This is a genomic window from Hominenteromicrobium sp., assembly GCF_046974225.1.
Classification (GTDB): Bacteria; Bacillota; Clostridia; order Oscillospirales; family Acutalibacteraceae; genus Hominenteromicrobium; species Hominenteromicrobium mulieris.
The window spans coordinates 14,651-30,549 of record NZ_JBKWAE010000010.1 but is presented as its reverse complement, the minus strand read 5'-3'; the positions used below and the strand labels follow the sequence as shown (position 1 = coordinate 30,549).

Sequence of the window (15,899 nt, the reverse complement as noted above, 5' to 3'; positions counted from 1 at the left end):
TTTTCATCCGTTTGCGGGGCATGCTCTATATGCTTTTATTATATATAGTATACGTACTTTTGTAATTTAGATTTCAAAGACCGTGTAGGCGTACTCGGCTTCTTCGCCGGGCTGCAAAGTGCGCATGCCGTGCTTCTTTTCAAACACGTCGTCCTCCTGTACGGCGGTGGCGCAGCCGGTCCACGGCTCCAGCGCAACATACGGGCCGTCGTTTGCGGCAGACCAGATACCAAGCATCGGGAAGCCGGAAAACTCCATCATCACACCGCGGCCGGACTGGCGGCTTTTGAGTGAAACGCAGGTGGAGTTGAGGTTCTCGAACACGAGCGCGTCCTTATAGAACAGGCTGTGCTGCAGCGGGATGGTATCCGTATCGTCAAGCTCGAAGTTCGTCTTCTCAAAATCGATCAGGCAGCTTTCCATATCGAGCGTCGGGCATTTCTGCTCTTCCTTTTCCTCGAACACGATGTCGTAATCTTCAAAAATTTCATCGGACTGAATCGGGATATTAAAGCCCGGGTGACCGCCGATGCAGAACGGCATGGGCTTCGTATCGGCATTTTTAACGGTAAATTTCGTCGTGATGCTGCTGCCGGTGAGGTAATAGGAGACCGTCAGCACAAAATCGAACGGGTACTGCTTTTTCGTCTCCTCGTTCGCCGTAAGCTGCAGGGTGACGTAGTCCTCTCCCTGCTCTGTGACGGTGAATTCCTCGTGGCGTGCGATGCCGTGGCGCTTCATCTCGTACCACTCGCCGTTGATACATGTGCGGTTATCGCGCAGCGCGCCGACGATAGGAAACAAAACCGGCGCGTGGCCGCCCCAATATGTTTTATCACCCTGCCAAATGTGCTCAAAGCCGTCATCGCCCATAAAGGAGACGAGCTCGGCGCCGAGCGTATCAATGGCGGCAGTTTCGTTTTCGTTTTTTATGTGGATCAGCATAATTCGTCCTTTCAAATCGCGGCGCTTTTGCGCCCTGTCTTTTTGCATGCACATAACCTGATTTTCAATCAACAGTATTATAACAAACAAAACCGCTTGAAGCAAGAGCGAAAGCCTGCTATAATTGAGAAAACACCGAAGAAATCTCCCGTTTTATCGGTCAAAATCCACCAACCGGAAAGGAATTTACAATATGAGAGCAGTTATTCAGCGTATAAACGGTGCAGAGATCACCATAAACGGCGGCGAGACCCGCAAAGTCGGCGAGGGCCTCGTTGTCTTCATCTGCGCCATGGAGGGTGACACGGACGCGCAGGCGGATTTTCTCGTGCAGAAGGTGTGCGGTCTGCGCGTATTTAAGGACGAAAACGACAAGATGAACCGCTCACTCGAAGACATCAAGGGCGATATGCTCATTGTCTCGAACATCACGCTGAGTGCCGATATGAAGCACGGCCGCCGTCCGGATTTCAGCCGTTCCGCTTCCCCGAGTGAAGCTTTGAGATTATATAACTACTTTGTGGAACAGGTGAAAAACCAGCCTATCGGCAAAGTATGCACGGGTGAATTCGGCGCGCACATGCACGTAAGTGTGGAAAACGACGGCCCCGTGAACATCATCATCGACACGGAACGCATCGGAAAGTGACGGTGTGCCTATGACGCGATTTTTAACGCTGTTTGACACGGTTGTCACCGACCCGCTTGAGGACATTCCCACCGTGAACGAGCTTGAAAAATGGCTGAAAAACGTCGGCGAACAGGCGTTTTACTTTTTCATTCGCTTAGCCGCCGCAGGGCTGCTTTTGTTTATCGGCAGCAAGCTCATCAAATTTTTGATGAACCGCTTCAAGCGCTCGAAACTATATCAAAAGATGGACCCGGGGCTCGCTTCGTTCATGGCGAGCGGCAGCCGCATCGTGCTGTATATCATCCTCATTTTGATGTGCTTCGGCGTTCTTGGCATCGAGACCGCCTCGTTCCTCGCACTGTTCACCTCGGGCGGCGTTGCCATCGGCCTTGCGTTTCAGGGCGCCGTGACGAACCTTGCGGGCGGCGTGATGATTTTGCTTTTTCACCCGTTCCGCGTGGGCGATTACATTGAAACGACGGAAATTGCCGGCACGGTGAATGCCATCAGCGTTTTATACACCGTGGTGCTGACACCGGACAACAAGCGCGTGACCGTGCCGAACGGCTCGCTGACGAACGCCGCCATCACGAATTACAGCGCGGTGGGACAGCGCCGTGTAGAGCTGACATTCTCCGTCTCCTACGATTGTGACATTGACAAGGTGAAGCAAATTTTGCTTTCCGTTGCCGAAAGCGACCCGAAATCGTTGAAAGACCCCGCCCCGCTGGCGCGCATGAAAACGCAGAGCGCGAGCTCGCTCGATTTCGTCCTGCGCGTTTGGTGCGCACCGGAAAATTACTGGGACCTCTATTTTGACCTCAACGAAAACGTGAAAAAGGCGCTGGATGAAGCCGGCATGGAGATTCCGTTCCCGCAGATGGACGTGCACATGCGGTAAAGCACGCACGAAAATACGAATATTCCCGCAGCAGCGCCGTGAAACTTCCGTTTTCGGCGCTGAAATTTTCGTGGACTTTTCCAAACAGAACCCCCGAAGGGAGATTTATCAGGTCTTCCTTCGGGGGTTCTGGATCTTATTCTCATACTTTTGAAATTGAATATTCTCTTATAACTAAATCGGTATATAAATGTATAATCGAAGGACGATATTGATTCATCTATTCAACATTTTTTCATTCTGTTAAAACGAAATCGAAAAGAGGAGAAGGATCAAATCCCTCTCCTCTTCTTTTTTAGTTATTCAGCGGGGTAAAAAGCATCTTTTCCGAGGCCGCAGGTGGGGCAGACCCAATCTTCGGGGACATCTTCCCATGCCGTGCCGGGTGCAACGCCGTTTTCCGGATCGCCGAGTGCGGGGTCATAGACATAACCGCAGGGACACTCATATTTCATAAAATACACTCCTATTACTTGTCACCGAAATATCTCTTAAGGAGACCTGCGAACGCCTTGCCGTGGCGGGCTTCGTCGCGGGCCATTTCGTGAACGGTGTCGTGGATGGCATCGAGATTTGCGGCCTTTGCGCGCTTTGCAAGGTCGAACTTACCGGCGGTTGCACCGTTCTCGGCTTCAACGCGCATCTCAAGGTTCTTCTTCGTGCTGTCCGTTACAACTTCGCCGAGCAACTCTGCGAACTTTGCAGCGTGCTCTGCTTCTTCGTAAGCAGCCTTCTCCCAGTAAAGGCCGATTTCCGGGTAGCCCTCGCGGTGTGCAACTCTTGCCATTGCGAGGTACATGCCGACCTCGCTGCACTCGCCCTGGAAGTTTGCACGGAGATCAGCAAGGATATCCTCGCTGACGCCCTGTGCGACGCCGACAACGTGCTCAGCCGCCCAAGTCATGTTCTCTTCCTGCTTCGTGAACTTGGAAGCCGGTGCCTTACATACGGGGCAGAACTCCGGAGCTGCTTCGCCTTCAAAAACGTAACCACATACGGTGCATACAAACTTTGCCATAATAAGATCCTCCTAAAATTGATTTTCGTTTGCGGCTTTTAAGCCGTTTTATTTTTGCTTTTTTCTTTGCATTCGGCGCACATACCGCCGAACAGCAGGTCTTCTTTTGTGATTGTAAACCCGTGTTCCGCTTCCATGCGCTCGAGTGTTTCTGTATCCACAAGCGGTTCAAAGATATCGAGCACGCGCCCGCAGCAGTCGCAGACGAAATGGCTGTGTGCCGAAGTATCGCCGTCGAAATGCTCCTGCCCGTTGATGACGCCGACGCTTCTCGCTTTGCCCTCTGCACAGAATTTTTTAAGATTGCGGTAAACTGTGCCGAGACTTAAATCGGGATATTCGGGCCGCAGCGCAGCGTAGAGCCACTCCGCAGTTGGGTGCACCGTTGTGGCACGCAGTGCGTTGTAGAGCGCCTCACGCTTTCGGCTGAACTTTTCCGGCATCGGCTTCACCTCCTTTAGGTTTGTGGGATTTCTTTCTCTCTCACTTGTTGGCACTATTATAGCACGCCTTTTTCGATTTGTAAATAGTAATAATTATCATTTTTATTATTATTTTGTAAACAAATTGTGAACAAGCCTATTGAAAAGCTTTCAAAACCCCGTTTGCTTGCTTTCCGAAAACCAGATGCAAAACGGCTCTGCATTTTACCCGCAAAGCCGTTTTCTTCGTTTCTATTTATTCTCCTTTGGTCTCATCGTTTTCCGGTGGAAACATTTTCATGAAGTTAAGTGCTGCGCCGACGAGGTCGTCGTTTTTCATCATTTCGGGAACATCCTGCGGCCGGAACCAGATCTGCGCAAACTTCTCTATGACGGGACGCACCATTTCTCTTTCCGCATCCGTATGCGGTGTGCCGATGCCGCCCGGGTTCATCATGTGTGCAATGAATGTCGCGGCACTCTGCACGCGCGCTTCACCTTCGGGGTTCCACCCGTCTTTTGTCATACAGTTCACGCCTTGCTTTGCGGCAATTTCAATTTTCTTTTCCGCGCGGTGTTCAAAATCTGCGTAATCCCCTGCTTCGTTCCACGCGATTTCGGATACGGCATACAGGCGCGGGAACAGCAATTCTTCGAGGTGTTCCGGCGTTTCCACCTGCTCCGACCACAATGCCGCTTCGTAACCGAGCATATTCGGACTATCTGCGTAGCTCTTGCCCATGACGACCGGCTGATAATGGTAAACCTTATTCAACGAATTGATGCCATGCGGATAATCGAAATACAAAGCGGACATATTGGAGAAGATCACCTTGCCGCCACGCTCGATAAATGCCGGCACCGGCGCTTCATGCTGCGCCGTCCAATACTGTATGATGTTTCCGGTATCGACATCTTTGGATTCCAGAACGTCGTTCCAGCAGACGGCGCGCTTGCCGTGCTTTTTGAGGATAGCGACGACACGCTTCGTGAAGTAGCCCTGCAAATCTTCATAATCGGTAAGGCCAAGCGCTTCCATGCGCGCCTTGCAGTGCGGGCATTTTTTCCATTCGGTCTTCGGCGCTTCGTCACCGCCGATGTGGAAGCGGTCGTCCGGGAACAGTGCGCAGACTTCTGTCAGAAGCTTTTCGATAAACTCGAATGTTTCGTCCTTACCGGGGCAGAGAATTTTCTCAAAAATGCCGCCAAACTGGCACAGCTCCGTTTTTTCGCCAAAGCAGCTCAAATGCGGGTATGCCGCAATCATCGATCTGGTGTGGCCCGGCATATCGATTTCCGGGATGATCTCCATGCCGCGCACGCGGGCATATTCGATAACGCTCCTGATCTCCTCCTGCGTGTAATACGTGCCGGTCGTTTCGTGCAGCAGCGGCAGCGTTTTGCACTCGATGCGCCAGCCCTGGTCATCTACAAGATGCCAGTGCAGAACATTCAGCTTCACACGCGTCATCTGGTCGATGACCTTTTTCACTTCGTCCGCCGTAAAGAAATGACGGGAGCAGTCAAGCGACAGGCCGCGATGGCCGTAGTGCGGTGCGTCTTCAATGGTGACGATTGGCAGCGCTTCGCCCTCTGCTGTGAGCTCCGTGACAGTCGTCAGCGCCCACACGGCGCCGCTTTCGTCCGCCGCTTCCACGGTGATGCCGTCCTTTGTGACGGTCAGCTTGTAGCCCTCTTTTGCGATATCGGCCTTTTTCAGCGTGATAAACCCGTTTTCGGCGATCTCCACGTGGCCGTTCAGTCTTGCAGCAAATGCCTCAAGGCACCACGATGAAAAATCACCGAGCGAAACGGTGACGGTCTCCGGCAGCTTTACACTGCCCTCCTGCATGTGCACCGATCCGCGCGGCGCGGGAATAAGATTCAACATAAGCAAGATTCCTTTCTTCGGGCAAACGAATAACACGCTTGTCCTTTTACAACTTCTCCTCGGCTGCAACCGAACCGCAGCCTTTTTGTTCTATTAAGAACATTATACCGCAATTTGCTTCTTTTGCAAGAAAATCGTGCTATATTTCTATATAATTTTCAAAATTTTAATAATTATAAGCAGATGTGACAAAGCGGAATTTTGAATCTCCGTCTGGACTTGTCGAAATAGATATGGTATACTTCAAGCGAAAAGTTTTTGCATGACGGAGGAGCAAGCATGGGCAGATTGATCTTAATTACGAATGACGATGGCATTGACGCAGGCGGCATTCGCCAGCTGGCAGAGACAGCAAAAGCATTCGGCGAAGTGTGGGTCGTCGCACCGGAGAGCCAGCGCAGCGGCAAATCGCACAGCGTAACGTATTTAGAGCCGCTTTACGTGCGCGAGCGTCCGGGCTACATGGACGGCGTAAAGGCATACGAATGCAGCGGCGTACCGGTGGACTGTGTGCGCGTGGGCATCCATCTGCTCGGTCGTAAGCCTGACGTTGTGCTTTCCGGCATCAATAGCGGCTACAATATTTCCGGCGATATTCAGTATTCCGGCACGGCGGGCGCCGCGCTGGAGGCCGCTTTCTGGGGAATCCACGCCATCGCGCTTTCCCAGGCCAACCTCGATTATCATCCCGTGACCGACCGCTACTTGCGTGCGCTCATCGGTGAATATATGGATAAACCTCTGCCGCAAAACACGGTTTGGAACATCAACTTTCCCGGCTGCGCACCGGAAGACTGCAAGGGTGTAAAGCACGGCTGCGCCGTTTCGCAGGATAATTTTTACACGGACAGCTTCACCTGCAAAACACTCGGGGACGGCACGGTGGAATACACGGTCGTGCCCGGCAGAAACTGGCACGGCAGCGAAGGCACCGACCTTGGCGCAGTGTGCGACAACTACGTCGCCGTCGGCACCGTGACGAATGTGCGATAATAAAAACATACAGATTTTGCACCTGTTCTTTGAAATCGCAAAAGCAGGTGCTTTTCTATTTTTAAAAACCGTGTTATACTGAAGAAAAGCAAAACATTGAAAGGAAACAGAACATGGTTATATTAGGTGTAGACCTCGGCAAAGCGCGTACGGGCGTTGCCGTATGCGATAAAAGCGAGCTGCTCGCAAGCCCCGTAGAAGTCGTGAACGAGCACAACCGCGAGCGCCTTTTGGAGCGTGTAGCGCAGCTTGCCAAAGAGCGCCGCGCCGAGCAGATCGTTGTCGGTCTGCCGCGCAACATGGATGGCAGCGAGGGCGAAAGCGCGCAGAACGCGCGCGCTTTCGGTGCGGAGCTTGCGGAAAAGACCGGGCTGCCCGTTGATTTCTCCGACGAACGCGGCACGACTATCACAGCACACGGCTTTTTAAACGAAACAAATACGCGCGGTAAGCGCCGCAAAGCAACTGTGGACGCCGTGGCGGCGACGATCATTTTGCAGGATTATCTCGATTATCGGCGAAACCGCAAAGGGTAATTTACACAAAAAACGCATAGACAAATTCGCTTCGCCTGTGCTATAATAACGATGTGCCGCGCAGAAATGCGTTTTTAAGGCACGGAAAGGAAAGATAACTATGGGTTACAAAATCATCACCGATTCCACCATCGATATGGATCATAAAATGATCGAAGAGTTAGGCCTCACAGTGGTGCCGCTCCGCTTTACAATCGACGGTAAAACATATAAAGACAAGGCAGATCTTTCGGATATGCCGACGGAAACTTTCTACGCAAAGCTGCGCGAGGGCAAAATGTCCACCACATCGCAGATCAACGCCGACGAATTCACACGGGTCTTTGAGCCTGTTCTGCAAGGCGGCGAAGACGTTCTGTACATTGCGTTTTCCAGCGGTTTATCCGGCACCTGCCAAAGCGCCTTCATCGCGCGCGATGAATTGAAAGAAAAATATCCCGAACGCAAAATTTATGTGTTCGATTCGCTCTGCGCGTCCCTCGGCGAGGGTTTGCTCGTATACCACGCAGCCATGCTGAAGCGCGCCGGCACGGACATTGATTCGCTGTATAAGTGGCTCGGTGAAAACGTTTTGAAGCTCTGCCACTGGTTCACGGTGGACGACCTCAACCACTTAAAGCGCGGCGGCCGCGTTTCCGCCACAGCAGCGCTCGTCGGCACTTTGCTCGGCGTAAAACCCGTTTTGCATGTGGATGATGAGGGCCACCTCATCCCGGTCAGCAAGGTGCGCGGCAGACGGCAGTCCCTTGATGCGCTTGTGCAGAAAATGGAAGAGACCGCCATTCAGCCCGCAGACCAGACCGTGTTCATCAGCCACGGCGATTGCCTGGCAGACGCCGAATACGTCGCAAAACGCGTGCGTGAAAAGTTCGGTGTGAAGAACATTTATATCAACTTCGTCGGCCCTGTCATCGGCGCACATTCCGGCCCCGGCACCGTAGCACTGTTCTTCATCGGCGAGCATAGATAAAGGAGCAACACTATGTTAAACGGCAACACGATAGAGCTCGGCGTATGCTATTACCCGGAGCACTGGGATGCTTCGTTCTGGAAAGAGGATATGCTGCGCATGAAATCCTACGGCATCGGTGTCATCCGCGTGGCGGAATTCGCGTGGAACCTCTTTGAGCCGGAGGAAGGGCGCTTTGACGACAGCTTTTGGGACCGCTTTTTAAATGTGGCAAAGGACTGCGGGATGCAGGTCATCTTCTGCACGCCCACCGCGACCCCGCCCGCCTGGCTGACGGAAAAATACCCGGAAGTATTAAACTGTGATATTTACGGCCACCCGGTCTACCACGGTATGCGCAAGCACCACAACATGACATCTCCCGTGTACCTCGATTTTGTAAAGAAGATCGTTGAGCACATTGCGGCGCATTACAGCGCACATCCTGCGATCATCGGCTGGCAGATCGACAATGAAGTCAACTGCGAAACAAACAGCTACCACGCGCCGAGCGACCACGAGGCGTTCAGAAAGTACCTTAAAGAGAAATACGGCACGCTCGAAAACCTGAACCGCGCCATGGGCACGACATTCTGGAACCAGACCTACACGGACTGGGAGCAGGTTCACCTTTCGCGCTACACGCTCGCAAACTCCAACAATCCGCACATGATGCTGGAGGAAAAGCGTTTCATTTCCGAAGCGGCCATAAACTACATCGGCATACAGGCGGATATTATCCGGAAATATCGCCGTCCGGAACAGTTCATCACGACAAACGGGCTTTTCGGCGTGCTCGATAACCACAAGCTCGTCAAGGAAAAGCTCGACTTCATGACGTATGACAGCTACCCGAACTTCGCGTTTGCGATGGAGGGCAGCAAGCTCTCTCCGCGCTCCTTGCGCGACCGCGAAACATCATTTAACCTTGCAAAAACGCGAAGCGTCTCAAACCGCTTCGGCATCATGGAGCAGCAATCCGGCCCCGGCGGTTGGAACACCCGCCTTCTGCAGCCCGCGCCGAAGCCGGGTCAGTTAAGGCTGTGGACTTTCCAGTCTATCGCGCACGGTGCAGATTTTGTCAGCTACTTCCGCTGGCGTACCTGCACATTCGGCACAGAAATGTACTGGCACGGATTATTGAACTATGATAATTTCCCGAATCGCCGCACGGAAGAGCTTTTGCGCGTAAGCGAGGATATTCAGAAGATTCAGCGCATCGCAGGCACGAAGCATACGGCAAAGTTCGCAATCCTCTGCGACTACGACAATGCGTGGGACGGCATGGAGGACAAATGGCACGGACCCTTGAACCGGGAGAGCACCGACGGGTGGTTCAAAGCCTTGCAGCGCGCGCACATCCCGTTCGAGTTCGTCAATATCAACGACGAGGGCACGTCCCGGCCGCTTGAGAACTTCACGGCTGCTGTGTACCCGCACCCAACCATCATGACGCCCGCCCGCGCGGAAATATTACGCGCTTACACCGAAAACGGCGGCACTCTTTTCTTCGGCTGCCGCTCCGGCTATAAAGATATTGACGGGCAGTGCCCCATGATGCCGATGCCGGGGCTCTTAGCGCCGCTGACCGGCTGCACCGTGGAGGATTTCACGTTCATCGGCCCGGCGGACGAAAAGGAATACATGACGCTCGGCGAAAAGAAAATCCCCGCGCCGACGTTTAACGATATTCTGCGCCCGGATTTTGAAAGCTGCGAGGTGCTGGCGACGTATGACGGTAACTATTACAACGGCAAACCCGCGCTGACCAAAAACACCGTCGGCAAAGGCACGGTCTACGCCTGTGGCTCCGTTTTTGCGGAGGAGACCGCTGCGGCGCTCTTGGAGCTGCTGCCGAAAGCAGAGCTTTGCCCTGTGACGGGCTGGCTGGAGCTGCCCGAGGAGATCGAGCTCACGGTGCGTACAAACGAGAAAAACGGCCGCAGCTACGCGTTTTTGCTGAACTACACCGCACAGCCGCAAACCGTCACCGTGCAAAAGCCGACGAAGGAGCTGCTTACACGCGAAACGCTCGACGGCACATATACCATGGAGCCTTACGGCGTGCTCGTGCTCGATAAACCACAATAAACGACAAAGGCCGTTACGATAAACATTTTGGGAGGAATTCATATGAAAGAGGAAGAAAAAATCTTTGCCGGGCAGTTTTTCTGCCCCGGTCACCCGGACTTGAAAGCCATCAAGCTGCGCTGCCACAACCTTTGCAGCGCCTATAATGCAACGCTCGAAGACGAAACCGAAAAGCGTAATGCAATCGTGCATCAGATCTTCGGCGATTTCGGCGAGGGCTCGTTTGTGCAGGGGCCGATCCAGATCCACTATGGCACGCACACGCACATCGGCAAGAGCTTTTTCGGCAACTTCAACCTGACCATTCAGGATGACGCGCCCGTGACCATTGGTGACCGCTGCAACTTCGGCCCGAACGTGACTATCGTCACGCCGATGCACCCGATCATCGCAGAGGAACGCCGCGTGCTGAAAACAAAGGACGGCCGTGAAATTCGCGTTTGCTACGCAAAACCCGTCACCATCGGCAACGATTGCTGGTTCGGCGCAAACGTCGTCGTATGCCCGGGTGTGACCATCGGCGATAACTGTGTCATCGGTGCAGGCAGCGTGGTAACGAAGGACATTCCGTCAAACAGCGTGGCCGTCGGCAACCCCTGCCGTGTACAGCGCACCATTACGGAAGCAGACAGCATGAAATATCATCCGGAACGCTTCGGCGAAGATGAATTCGTGTTTGACGAATAAACTGAGCTTATAATACGCAAAAACAGCTCCGAGCTTTTCGCTCGGAGCTGTTCTCAATTCATCTTAATTCGAATTAGAAGTAAACGACCTGATTCTTCTCTGCGCTCTCAAAGATCGCTTCCATCAGCTTCATCAGCTGGCGCTGCTGGTCGTGCGTGACGATCTGCTCTGCTTCGCCGTTGACAACTGCTGCGATGTTGCGATAATAATCGTGAATGTCGCAGTCGATTCTCGGCAGCGGAAGCTCGCTGATCGTTTCCGGCGTTCTCGGCGCCATGGTCTTCGTGAGGCCTGCTGCGGTGACGATCGGCACTGCATCGTGCTCTTCGTCCGCCGTTGCGATGACGATCTTGCCGTTGACCTGGAAGTCATCGATGACAGCCGTGCCGTTCAGACCTTCGACATACCAACGCGGCAGGTTGATGAAGTTGCTCGTGCCGACTTCTACGGTGAACACGAGATCGTTATCAAACTTGAACGTAGCGGTGAAGCCGTCGTCCACTTCTTCGTTCGTTACGTTGGACAGCGTTGCGTAAACGGAAACCGGCATTTTGCCCATCATCATGTTCATCTGGTCAAGGAGGTGCACGCCCCAGTCAAGAACCATGCCGCCGCCCTGTGCCTTCGTGTTTCTCCAGTCGCCCGGGATACCGCGGGAACCATGAACACGGGACTGAATGGCGAAAACACGACCGAGCTGGCCGGACTTTGCAATCTTCTCCGCAACGCGGAAATCCTCGTCCCAACGGCGGTTCTGATGCACCGTGAAGACGGAGCCCGTGCGCTTGGAGGCTGCGATCATCTCTTCGAGATCAGCGGTGCAAAGCGTGACCGGCTTCTCGCTGATGGCAACCTTGCCCGCTTCCATAACCTGAATGCAAACCTTCTTGTGCTGATCGTTCGGAATTGCGACCGTTACAACATCAACGGTCTTGTCGGCAAGCAACTCCTCAAAAGAGCTGTATGCGTGAATACCGTTTTCCTCAGCAACCTTGTTGCGCTCCGGCTTAATATCATATACGCCTGCAAGCTCTACAACACCCGGGATTTCCTGTAATCTCTTCGTGTGCCAGCCGCCCATGCCGCCATAGCCCACGACTGCTACTCTTACTACTTTAGACATAATCAATTGGACTCCTCTCGATTTAAAATAAATAACCTGTCTGCGCTCTCTAAACTACGCGCTATACACCTTATTATACTAAAAGACACGCAAGTTTCAAGATGTTTTTATAGATTTTTGCATCTTGTCCGCGATTTCGGCGAAAGATACAAAGACCACCTGCGCAAAACTGTGTATAAATCCCACGTTTGATTGGAAATCGGTGCAAAAGGAATTTAGCCCCTTGAGTTTTTTCACCCGATGTGCTACGATGAACCTGAATAACGCGTGAATACACCGGAAAGGTTGATTATATCTATGAAAATGTCATTTCGCTGGTATGGCCCGGACGACCCCGTAACCCTCCAAAATACTCGTCAGATTCCGAACATGCAGGCCATCGTCACCGCTGTATACGACGTGCCTGTCGGTGAAGTTTGGAGCCGCAAGAGCATTGCCGCGCTGAAAAAACAAGTGGAAGATAACGGCCTGCAATTTGAGGTCATTGAAAGTGTGCCGGTGCACGAGGACATCAAACTCGGCAAACCCACGCGCGACCGCTATATCGAAAATTACTGCGAGAACATCCGCCGCCTTGCCGAGGCCGGCATCCGCTGCATCTGCTACAATTTCATGCCGGTGTTTGACTGGACGCGCACGCAGCTTGACCACCGCCTGCCGGACGGCTCTACAAGCCTTGTCTACTATAAAGAGCAGGTGGATGCCGTGGACCCGTTGAAAAGCGACAGCGACCTCACGCTGCCCGGCTGGGACGCAAGCTACACACGCGAGGAGCTGAGGGCCGTCGTGGCGGAATACAACAAAATGACCGAGGAAGACCTTTGGGCAAACCTCACTTATTTTCTTGAGCGCATCATTCCCGTCGCTGCGGAATGTGACGTGAACATGGCCATCCACGAGGACGACCCGTGCTGGAGTATTTTCGGACTGCCACGCATTATCACGTGCGAAAAGAATCTCGACCGCTTCCTGAAAATCGTCGATGACCCGCACAACGGCATCACGCTGTGTACCGGCTCACTCGGATGCAGCGCCGAAAACGATGTGGTGCACATGGCGGCAAAATATGCCGCGATGGGCCGCATCCATTTCGTTCACGCCCGCAACGTCGCCGTGTTGGAAAACGGTTTTGAGGAGCGCGCACACTACTCCGCATGCGGCTCGCTCGATATGTATGCCATTTTGAACGCGCTCTACAAAAACGGTTTCAACGGTTACATCCGCCCGGACCACGGCAGAATGATCTGGGGCGAGACCGGCCGCGCCGGCTATGGCCTTTACGACCGTGCCCTCGGCGCCGCGTACTTAAATGGCCTGTGGGAAGCCATCACAAAGCGCAACTCCAATATGGAGCGATAAATTAAAGCCAACAAAAAACCGATGCAGTCGAAACTCTGCATCGGTTTTTTTAATAGATACCGTAAGCTTCACCTTCTGTTTTACCGCAGCGAACACAGGTCTTGGGGTAGTTGATCGTAGCAGCTTTCCAATCATGCCCAAGCGGCTCGCCTTCCGTCATACCGCAATATACACAGGTTTTCGGCTCGGTGCAGGTGGCTTCCTTCCATTTATGCGCACAGGTGCAGGTCGTAAGAAGAAAGCATACCAACAGCATGGCCAAAATTACTCGTCCCCAGCGTTTAAGCATTGCTTTTCTCTCCTGTCTCTCCTCTTTTCCCAATTTTAGATGAAATATATCTAAAAGTCAATAGATAAAATCCGTCTACATATACTTTGAGTTGATACCACTCAAAGCAGGTGAAAAAATTGACGGAAAACAGAATACGCGATCTGCGGGAGGACTCTGATTTAACGCAGCAGCAAGTCGCAGATGCAATCGGCATTACACAGCGCAAATACAGTTATATCGAAACAGGCCAGCAGCAACTTACGGACGACATTCTAATTAAACTCGCAAACTTCTATAACGTGAGCATTGATTATCTCTTGCGGCAGACGGCAAACCCCAAACGAAACCTCTGACGTAAAATTCCCGAAAAGTCGTTTGTTAGGCTTGACAATTATTCAAAAAAAGGGTAACTTTATAGATAAGAACGCCGACAAAAATGCGGCGTTTTGTTTCCGTATGCAAAAACGCAAAAGCACTTTGCGATTATTTGCAAATACACTGACAAAATACTAAAACAAAGGAGTGGAGAAAATGGACGCTGGCAGTAGTGGCGGTGCGGTTCCTCGAGAACGGATGCAGCCGCCCGCAGAAAAACAGGCGATTTTCTCCGCTTGTTTTTTATGTGACCTTACATTTGTAAACGGCTGAGTTCAAACCGTATCGTCCGATTGCCGATTTTTGCACGATTGCAGAGAAAGGACGGACGAACTATGTTGGATACGTTGGACAAAATTTTAGAGCTGCTGGAGAATAAAGATTTCCCCCAGTTGGGCAATCTTCTGAAAGACATGAACCCGGCAGACGTGGCAGAACTTTTTGAAGATCTGCCGCGTGAAAAGATGGCGCTTGTGTTTCGCCTGCTCCCAAAAGAGCTTGCAGCGGACGCGTTCGCTTATATGAACCCGGACGAACAGACGGTGCTTGTTGAAGCATTCAGTGATAAAGAGCTGCACGACGTCGTGAACGAGCTGTATGTGGACGACGCTGCAGACATGATTGAAGAAATGCCCGCAAACCTCGTCAAGCGCATTCTGCGACACACGGACGCCGAAACGCGCGTACTCATTAACCAGATTTTAAATTACCCCAAAGACAGCGCAGGCTCCATCATGACGATGGAATACGTCGATTTGAAGCGCGGCATGACGGTGGAGGAGGCGTTTGACCGCATTCGTGCCATCGGCGTGGAAAAAGAGACGGTGTACACCTGCTATGTCACGGACAGCCGCCGCAAGCTGAAAGGCATTGTGACCGTGAAAGACCTGCTGCTTGCCCCGAAAAACGAGCTGATTCGCAATATCATGGAAACGAACATTATTTACGTTTCCACCCATACCGATAAAGAAGAAGTGGCCTCCCTGTTCGGCAAGTACGATTTTCTTGCCGTGCCGGTCGTCGATAACGAAGAACGCCTTGTGGGCATTGTCACCGTTGACGACGCGATCGATGTTATTCAGGATGAGGCGACGGAAGATATCGAAATGATGGCGGCTATCACGCCGACCGATAAGCCGTACATGAAGACGGGCGTTTTTGCCACATGGAAAAAACGTATTCCGTGGCTTTTGCTCCTCATGATCTCCGCTACATTTACGGGCAGCATCATCACCTCGTTTGAAGATGCGCTTTCCGCTTCCATTGTGCTGACGGGTTTTATCCCCATGCTGATGGACACGGGCGGCAACGCGGGCAGTCAGGCTTCGGTCTCCATCATTCGCGGTCTTTCCCTCGGCGAGATCGAATATAAAGACATCGGGCGTATCCTCTGGAAGGAAGCGCGCGTGGCTTTTTTGTGCGGTGTTTCGCTTGCCGCCGCAAACTTTGTCAAATTGCTGCTCGTTGATCGTGTGACCATCCCGGTCGCCATCGTTGTGTGCAGCACGCTTGTTGTAACGGTGCTCGCTGCAAAGCTTGTCGGCTGTTCGCTGCCGGTGCTTGCAAAGCGCATCGGTTTTGACCCGGCCGTCATGGCCAGTCCGTTCATCACGACCATTGTAGACGCGCTTTCCTTGCTGATCTATTTCCGCATTGCGTGCGCGGTGCTGCATATCGGTTAACTTTATCCATCAAAGGAGGCTGTTG

Annotated in this window: 17 protein-coding genes; 10 read left to right on the top strand and 7 right to left on the bottom strand. The window is 52.5% G+C overall.

What is annotated here, in order from left to right; all coding sequences use genetic code 11:
• Nucleotides 1–66 precede the first annotated feature (66 nt).
• Complete coding sequence (locus ACLTX1_RS08685; protein ID WP_412330778.1) at nt 67–945, bottom strand: aldose 1-epimerase family protein; 879 nt, start codon at nt 943–945, stop codon at nt 67–69.
• 193 nt (nt 946–1,138) lie between these two features.
• On the opposite strand from ACLTX1_RS08685, the gene dtd reads away from it, so the two are divergent.
• Together dtd and ACLTX1_RS08675 are read left to right on the top strand one after the other, a co-directional pair.
• On the top strand, nt 1,139–1,594 hold the full coding sequence (gene dtd / locus ACLTX1_RS08680) for a D-aminoacyl-tRNA deacylase (protein ID WP_316686897.1): 456 nt from the start codon (nt 1,139–1,141) through the stop codon (nt 1,592–1,594).
• Nucleotides 1,595–1,604: 10 nt separating this feature from the next.
• Complete coding sequence (locus ACLTX1_RS08675) at nt 1,605–2,477, top strand: mechanosensitive ion channel family protein (protein WP_395590554.1); 873 nt, start codon at nt 1,605–1,607, stop codon at nt 2,475–2,477.
• Between the two features lie 299 nt (nt 2,478–2,776).
• Here the strand turns inward: ACLTX1_RS08675 and ACLTX1_RS08670 are convergent, their stop codons facing one another.
• The 4 genes from ACLTX1_RS08670 to ACLTX1_RS08655 all read right to left on the bottom strand — a co-directional run bounded on the left by ACLTX1_RS08670 (nt 2,777) and on the right by ACLTX1_RS08655 (nt 5,808).
• Nucleotides 2,777–2,932, bottom strand: a complete 156-nt coding sequence (locus ACLTX1_RS08670; protein WP_176820713.1) for a rubredoxin — start codon at nt 2,930–2,932, stop codon at nt 2,777–2,779.
• Between the two features lie 14 nt (nt 2,933–2,946).
• Nucleotides 2,947–3,495 carry an NADH peroxidase gene (locus ACLTX1_RS08665; RefSeq protein ID WP_176820714.1) on the bottom strand — a complete coding sequence of 183 codons (549 nt, stop codon included), beginning with the start codon at nt 3,493–3,495 and terminating at the stop codon, nt 2,947–2,949.
• Nucleotides 3,496–3,533: 38 nt separating this feature from the next.
• Entirely contained in the window at nt 3,534–3,938 is a 405-nt protein-coding gene (locus ACLTX1_RS08660; protein ID WP_412330777.1) for a Fur family transcriptional regulator, read from the bottom strand.
• Nucleotides 3,939–4,173: 235 nt separating this feature from the next.
• Nucleotides 4,174–5,808 carry a beta-N-acetylhexosaminidase gene (locus ACLTX1_RS08655; protein ID WP_412330776.1) on the bottom strand — a complete coding sequence of 545 codons (1,635 nt, stop codon included), beginning with the start codon at nt 5,806–5,808 and terminating at the stop codon, nt 4,174–4,176.
• A gap of 279 nt (nt 5,809–6,087) precedes the next feature.
• Here ACLTX1_RS08655 and surE point away from each other — a divergent pair, with 279 nt between their 5' ends.
• The 5 genes from surE to ACLTX1_RS08630 all read left to right on the top strand — a co-directional run bounded on the left by surE (nt 6,088) and on the right by ACLTX1_RS08630 (nt 11,064).
• A complete protein-coding gene (gene surE, locus ACLTX1_RS08650) occupies nt 6,088–6,801 on the top strand; it encodes a 5'/3'-nucleotidase SurE (protein WP_412330775.1) in 714 nt (237 codons plus the stop codon).
• 113 nt (nt 6,802–6,914) lie between these two features.
• Nucleotides 6,915–7,337: a Holliday junction resolvase RuvX gene (ruvX, locus tag ACLTX1_RS08645; protein WP_412266771.1), complete on the top strand. Its 423-nt coding sequence runs from the start codon at nt 6,915–6,917 to the stop codon at nt 7,335–7,337.
• A gap of 100 nt (nt 7,338–7,437) precedes the next feature.
• The gene (locus tag ACLTX1_RS08640) at nt 7,438–8,307 is read left to right on the top strand and encodes a DegV family protein (RefSeq protein WP_316519422.1); all 870 of its coding nucleotides are present in this window, start codon (nt 7,438–7,440) and stop codon (nt 8,305–8,307) included.
• A gap of 12 nt (nt 8,308–8,319) precedes the next feature.
• Entirely contained in the window at nt 8,320–10,377 is a 2,058-nt protein-coding gene (locus tag ACLTX1_RS08635) for a beta-galactosidase (protein ID WP_412330774.1), read from the top strand.
• A 42-nt stretch (nt 10,378–10,419) separates the two neighbouring features.
• Nucleotides 10,420–11,064 (top strand): sugar O-acetyltransferase, encoded by a 645-nt coding sequence (locus tag ACLTX1_RS08630; RefSeq protein ID WP_316686911.1) that lies wholly within the window; start codon nt 10,420–10,422, stop codon nt 11,062–11,064.
• Nucleotides 11,065–11,137: 73 nt separating this feature from the next.
• Here the strand turns inward: ACLTX1_RS08630 and ACLTX1_RS08625 are convergent, their stop codons facing one another.
• Entirely contained in the window at nt 11,138–12,187 is a 1,050-nt protein-coding gene (locus tag ACLTX1_RS08625) for a Gfo/Idh/MocA family protein (RefSeq protein ID WP_176820722.1), read from the bottom strand.
• Nucleotides 12,188–12,484: 297 nt separating this feature from the next.
• Here ACLTX1_RS08625 and uxuA point away from each other — a divergent pair, with 297 nt between their 5' ends.
• Nucleotides 12,485–13,546: a mannonate dehydratase gene (uxuA, locus tag ACLTX1_RS08620; protein ID WP_308448956.1), complete on the top strand. Its 1,062-nt coding sequence runs from the start codon at nt 12,485–12,487 to the stop codon at nt 13,544–13,546.
• Between the two features lie 49 nt (nt 13,547–13,595).
• Here the strand turns inward: uxuA and ACLTX1_RS08615 are convergent, their stop codons facing one another.
• A complete protein-coding gene (locus tag ACLTX1_RS08615) occupies nt 13,596–13,835 on the bottom strand; it encodes a hypothetical protein (protein ID WP_308448957.1) in 240 nt (79 codons plus the stop codon).
• Nucleotides 13,836–13,954: 119 nt separating this feature from the next.
• On the opposite strand from ACLTX1_RS08615, the gene ACLTX1_RS08610 reads away from it, so the two are divergent.
• On the top strand, nt 13,955–14,170 hold the full coding sequence (locus ACLTX1_RS08610) for a helix-turn-helix domain-containing protein (RefSeq protein ID WP_176820725.1): 216 nt from the start codon (nt 13,955–13,957) through the stop codon (nt 14,168–14,170).
• Between the two features lie 357 nt (nt 14,171–14,527).
• Entirely contained in the window at nt 14,528–15,874 is a 1,347-nt protein-coding gene (mgtE, locus tag ACLTX1_RS08605; RefSeq protein ID WP_412330773.1) for a magnesium transporter, read from the top strand.
• The last annotated feature ends 25 nt before the right edge of the window (nt 15,875–15,899 follow it).